This is a genomic window from Sunxiuqinia rutila, assembly GCF_050589705.1.
In the GTDB taxonomy this organism is placed as follows: Bacteria; Bacteroidota; Bacteroidia; order Bacteroidales; family Prolixibacteraceae; genus Sunxiuqinia; species Sunxiuqinia rutila.
Genome location: NZ_JBNGOT010000029.1, coordinates 1 through 5,701 on the forward strand (window position 1 = coordinate 1; position 5,701 = coordinate 5,701).

The 5,701-nt window shown below is 31.7% G+C and carries 5 protein-coding genes; 4 read left to right on the forward strand and 1 reads right to left on the reverse strand.

Features of this window, described 5'->3' with window-relative positions; translation table 11 throughout:
* Positions 1 to 193: 193 nt before the first annotated feature.
* Complete coding sequence (locus ACRD6K_RS19885) at positions 194 to 541, reverse strand: hypothetical protein (RefSeq protein ID WP_430974660.1); 348 nt, start codon at positions 539 to 541, stop codon at positions 194 to 196.
* A 182-nt stretch (positions 542 to 723) separates the two neighbouring features.
* Between ACRD6K_RS19885 and ACRD6K_RS19890 the strand changes: the two genes are divergently transcribed.
* The 4 genes from ACRD6K_RS19890 (at position 724) to ACRD6K_RS19905 (ending at position 5,495) form a co-directional block, all read left to right on the forward strand.
* The gene (locus ACRD6K_RS19890) at positions 724 to 1,371 is read left to right on the forward strand and encodes a hypothetical protein (protein ID WP_430974661.1); all 648 of its coding nucleotides are present in this window, start codon (positions 724 to 726) and stop codon (positions 1,369 to 1,371) included.
* Positions 1,372 to 1,383: 12 nt separating this feature from the next.
* The gene (locus tag ACRD6K_RS19895) at positions 1,384 to 1,710 is read left to right on the forward strand and encodes a hypothetical protein (protein WP_430974662.1); all 327 of its coding nucleotides are present in this window, start codon (positions 1,384 to 1,386) and stop codon (positions 1,708 to 1,710) included.
* 779 nt (positions 1,711 to 2,489) lie between these two features.
* Positions 2,490 to 3,677, forward strand: coding sequence for a Shedu immune nuclease family protein (locus ACRD6K_RS19900; protein WP_430974663.1), 1,188 nt, complete (start codon positions 2,490 to 2,492; stop codon positions 3,675 to 3,677).
* 219 nt (positions 3,678 to 3,896) lie between these two features.
* A complete protein-coding gene (locus ACRD6K_RS19905) occupies positions 3,897 to 5,495 on the forward strand; it encodes an ATP-binding protein (protein WP_430974664.1) in 1,599 nt (532 codons plus the stop codon).
* The last annotated feature ends 206 nt before the right edge of the window (positions 5,496 to 5,701 follow it).

Below are 5,701 nucleotides of genomic sequence, written 5' to 3' on the forward strand. Positions count from 1 at the left end.
TCATGTAAGTATGAAAAGTTTAAAAAACATAAAAAATCCGCTTAATGACTTTGAACTGTAAAATCATAAAACATGAATATATCCAGCAATATATGGTGGGTAGAGTTGAAAAATATGAACAGATAAGTAAGTTACCAACAAGCGGAAGAAAGGGCGGTGCATTTAATCAACGCTTGTGGTAACTTTACCATAATTAAAATTTAAAAGGTTGCCAAATGCTCTTTAATTTTTCAATATGAGGCTTCAAATATTTTACAAATAATGGTATATCTTTTTCATCAAAGTATGCAATATGTATTGGGGTAAATATACCTTTACGTTGTTTCATTTGGAATATTTCCAAGTAATGTCTTTTGCTTTCTTCTCGTTCATGTAAATCCCATCTAAACACTAAATTCATATCTACATCTGCATCGTGAAATTCCTCATAAAAATCAGCAAAAGTTTCGTACTTTAATGAAGCCTCGTTGATGTAATAGTTACTTTCAGAGCAATAGTATTCGTGGTTTATTGCAAGGTCTTTTAAAGTTAAATTTTCCATTGTTTTAAATTTTAATTATTAATTCTGTTCATTTAATCAAGTTCAGCGAATAGCCGCCAGTTGGTAACACGTTGTATATGTCAGTTTTGCCAATTGGCTGTATCACTTTGAATTGTAGTGTATGCAAGGCAAAACCGAACACATACAACCATTCGTTGTGTACAATTTAAAAAAGAGCTATAATGCAACCTTCAGGTAAATTGATAATAAATCTTAGTGGAAATGATAAAAGCTTTGTGCTTTGGAATGGTACGGAGAGTTATTATAAAAAATTAAGAAGTGCATATAAAGAAGTATCGGAGGAAAATCATTCCGAGCATTTATACTTTGGCTTTTTTACATTATGTTCTGCAACTTTGGAATATTCTCTAAACTTTATTTTAGCAGATTTTGCAGTAAAGAAATTTGGTCCTTTTGACTACAAAGAATATTGTGATGGATATATGAATCTACCTTTGAGAAGAAAGCTGTTTATGTCTCCGTACATTATCTCGGAGGGTAATTTTGTTATAAATGAAAATCATAATTCTTTTAAAAGGCTTGAAAGTCTTATTACTTTAAGAAATAGAATTCTTCATAACAAAGAATTTCTTAAAGAATTTGAAATACCTGATTTAAACCTAGAATTATCCAAAGATGGAATTCTTGTGCCCGAAGAAAAAACTGAAATTAATTTTGAATTTGAAATTAAAGACAATCCGATTGACACACTAAATCAAAAGATGTGTATTGAGTTTGGTAATTCTCTAGGAGACTTTAAAAAATATATTATGACACCATCAATTAATGGTGAGTTAATGGAAAACCCAATGATTTTAAAACACAAATAAAAAATAAATAATATGTACCTAATTCACGATGAAAATCCAGACCCTGGATTTAGATTTGAAAGTCTATTAAGAGCAATTTTTGATAATTGTAATAAGTATGGAGACCCTTGGGGTTATGCAGCCCAAGATGTTTATAATAGTTTTGTTCCTAATCCTACTATCAAAGGTAAAAGAGCGTTATCGACTGGTTTGACAAAACTTATATATGACAATAAAGACAATGAAAATATTAAAATCATTATCGAACTTGAAGAACAATTATGGTCAGCAACTACACAGGAAGAGATAATAAAAATAATTGATGTTTCTATTGATTGGATTAAAGCTAATTTGATATAAAAACTGTACACAACACGTGCTCATAAATAATTGCCGTTTAGTAGGTTATTCAAGGTTTGTAACCCGCATTAAGTTCGGTGTAACTGGACAAGTAATTAACCCGCAATCGGCAACTATTCATAGCACAATCCGTTAGCGGCAAGTTTAAGAAAAATAAATTGGTGGTTATCTGAATCGTTCGTTCTTTGGCTTTTATCTCGCTCGTAAATTGCTGTCATAAAACTAGCAAAAGATTTTCTACTGCAAGTTGCCAATTTTTTGGGTGCTTAGTCTCTTTTCCTTTTTCTCCCCCAGCCCATTGAAAATGCAAATTATTTTGACCACTTGGAAGTTTCCACGAACCTATTTCTGCTTAAAGTGCTTTTCTGTTACAAAAAAAATTGGCAGGACAATTTCAGCTCCCGCAAGTTTTTCGCCAGCAGTTAAAACATGGAACAAAAAGCTCACGTTTCAAAGCTGTTTGCCGGCAGTGGTTACCTGCAGCCAACAAGTAACTCTGACTTTTGATAGAAAAAAAATTAAAAAATCGAAGTGGTTATTTAAAACTTTTGCTCGGAAAATGATATTTTTATACTGTTAACAACTTAAACATGAATAAAAAACCAGCCGCTAACAAAGTACATATTTCAGCCGGGGGCGGTAGTACGCCAACTTCGGATTCTCGTTTCGCAGTTCAGTCCTACCGGACATGAACGCGCTCCGAAATCCGTCCGACAACATGTACCAACCGTTAGCGATAATTTTAAAGCGCTCAAATGCAATTAAATAAATAGAATTGAATGATTGAGATTAAGAAAAAAAGAAATCAATTATTGTTAGTTTACTATTCTGACTTTCAACCTACGGAATGGCTTGATGAAAATTTGAAAACAGAAGAGACATTCAATTTGAGGGGTATATTCTCGGTTAATAAAAATAATTTTCGCAAAAAGATTGTAGAGGATGGAATTGACGAAGCTGAATATCATTTCATTATTGGTAAGCTGAAAGGCGAATACTATAAAATAAAAAAATCAGTTTTTAAGCTCAAAAATGATTTCTATTTTCATAAAGACATTGAACTTTCAGAAAAACATTTTTACGCACCTGATAAAATCTCAATCTTAAAACAAATTGACACAAAAGTAAATCGTCCAGTTTATATTGGGGGCGAAAATGAAGATATTCTACCATATGAAGAGTTTGAGAAATTAATTAAAATATTTCCTAACGCTTATGAAATAAGAATTTACCGTGATGCAAGAGTAAGCTCAATAATCAGTGAATATTTTGAAAACTTAAAAGATTATGAGCAGGTTTATAAAAGCTATTTAAACAAAAAGATAACATCTCGAAAAAGTACTTTAAGAAGAACTTTTAAAGATTCCGAAATTGAGAAATATGAAACGATTTATGAGAAACTTGAATTTATGCTTAATAATGAAAATTCATATTCAGAAGATACTTGGCAAAATGAGATAATTCAAATAATACAATTGCTATTCCCAAAATATATTTCTGCGTTTAAAGAGGTTCGATTTAAAGATTCATACAATAAAAAAATAAGGAGACTTGATTTCGGATTAATTGACTTTATGGGCAATTTGGACATTGCGGAGATTAAAATCCCATTTGATAAAAATATAATTTCAAGAAATAAATATAGAGACAATCACATTCCAAATAGAGATTTATCTGGAACAATAATGCAAATTGAAAAATACATTTTTTATTTAAATAAAACAGGAGTAAAAGGCGAACAGGAACTAACAAAGAAATACAAGAATGACTTACCTGAAGGGATGGAAATAAAAATAATAAATCCTAAAGGAATAATTATTATGGGAAGAGACAAGGAACTTGAAGACTCCCAAAAGAATGATTTTGAAATAATAAAAAGAAAATATAAGAATGTGATAGATATTTTCACATATGACGATTTATTGAGAAGGTTGGATTTAATAATTAAACAATTACGGATTATATAAAAAAACTATCGCTAACAAAATGTAAATGTAATGCGGGTTTCAGCGGGTAATTCAACCGCAGCTCGTTGTTGCAACACCGCCAATTCGTCTTCGACAATTGACGGAAAATTTGAAATATTGAATAAACGAATTGGCTCCGTGCGGTTTTGAAAGTTTCCAACTTTTAATCCCGCACTCCACTTACATAAACCGTTAGCCCACATATGAAACCAACAATAGATGAATAAAGGACAAATTCAAATAGGAAGATTTCTCAGAGTTTTTTCTGACACGCTTGGATTGAAGAAAACAGCTCTTCTAAGGTTGTCGAGTTTTGAGAGTGTGGATAAGGAACAAATGCAATTTGATGAAACACTAACTGAACTAAACAAGGAAACCGAAAAAGAATTTGAAATGGTTTTCGCTGATTTACCTTTTGGTATGAAACGAGAACCGTTCATATATGATGAAAATAGAAAAGTAAATCAGAATTGGAACCTTCTCACCAAAGGACTTGAGAAAATAAATCCGAATGGAACTCTATTCGCAGTTATTGAACCTGCTGTTTATTTTTCAAAACCAGGAAAAGATTTTCTTGAAGCTCTTGAAACTAAAGGTTATTTCGCCAATTTATTTCTAAATGCACCTGAAAAGCTTTATCTACCACAAACAGCATTTAATCCAATTGTCATTGGCTTTCAAAGTCATAAAATGGACGACCTATTTATTGCAGAAATTGACAATGAAAATCCAGAGTTAATTGTAAATAACTTTAAGGAAAAAGAGAGCGACAATATTCAAAATGGTAAGTGGGTTGACCGTAAAACATTTGTAACATTCCAGAAGGCAAAAATCGAAAATGAAATTGGTGGTCTTCAAACTCAATACAAGGACTACAGACATTATCGACTTTCAGAAGTTGCCATATCCATTAACTTGACAAGAGAGAGTTTTCACGACTTACCAAACTCAGTTTATATACCCAAAATAGGGACTTCTAAAGTTGTTTCGTCTATTAATGACATACGAGTAAAACACCAGAATATTTTTCAAGTCCAGCTTAACCCTGAATTGGTTTTATCAGAGTATTTAGCTCTATTCTATGAATCTGATTTGGGACAATTAATTCTTAGTTCATTAAGCACAGGTTCTTTCATACCAAACATTACAAAGAGCAGCATTGAAGACAGCCAACTTGCTATTCCGCCAATTGCAGAACAGAAAATATTAATCCATACAAACCAAAAATTAGAAGAGCTTCAAGACACAGTTAATGAATTAAAAAGTGAATTAAGTCTTAACCCAAAAAGTGCAAACACAATATTGGAAAAGTTTGATTCGATTGTGAGTCCATTAAAGAAACTTAGTTCGGAAGATGAAATTCTTTCCCTAATTAGAAAAGGAGAAAACAAAAAGACCGAGTTCAAGCAAACTTTTTCTAAAAACGTTCACACTTCAAAAAAGGACAAGGAAATTGAAAAATCTTCATTAAAAAACATAGTCGGATTCTTAAATGCAGAAGGTGGTACACTCTTAATCGGAGTTGCTGACAATGGAGAAATTACAGGTGTTGAAGATGACTTTTTCAAATCAAATGATAAGTATTTGCTCAATTTCAAAAATGCACTTAACACTAAAATTGGCTCAGAATTTTATCCACTAATTGACTTTGACTTATTTCAAGTATTGGACAAGCACGTTTTGCGTGTCGACTGCAGACCTTCACAAAAGGCTTGTTTCTATGACGGAAATGAATTTTATGTTAGGACAAACCCTGCAACCGATAAATTAGAAGGACGACAGCTGATTGAGTATGTAAAAAGAAGATTTAAAGAATAAAATACGTGGGCTAACAATGTATATAAAAAATAGGCGAATTAGTAGTAAAATCAATGTTTTTGGCTCGTATCAAACTCGGTGCTTAAACGAAAGTTTTGCTCTTCGAAATCGCCTACTTTTCATATACTAACCGTTAGCAAGCATAATAAACATCCTAGAATAAAATGAAGTTAATTGATGATATAATACAATTTGAGAACGAAAAT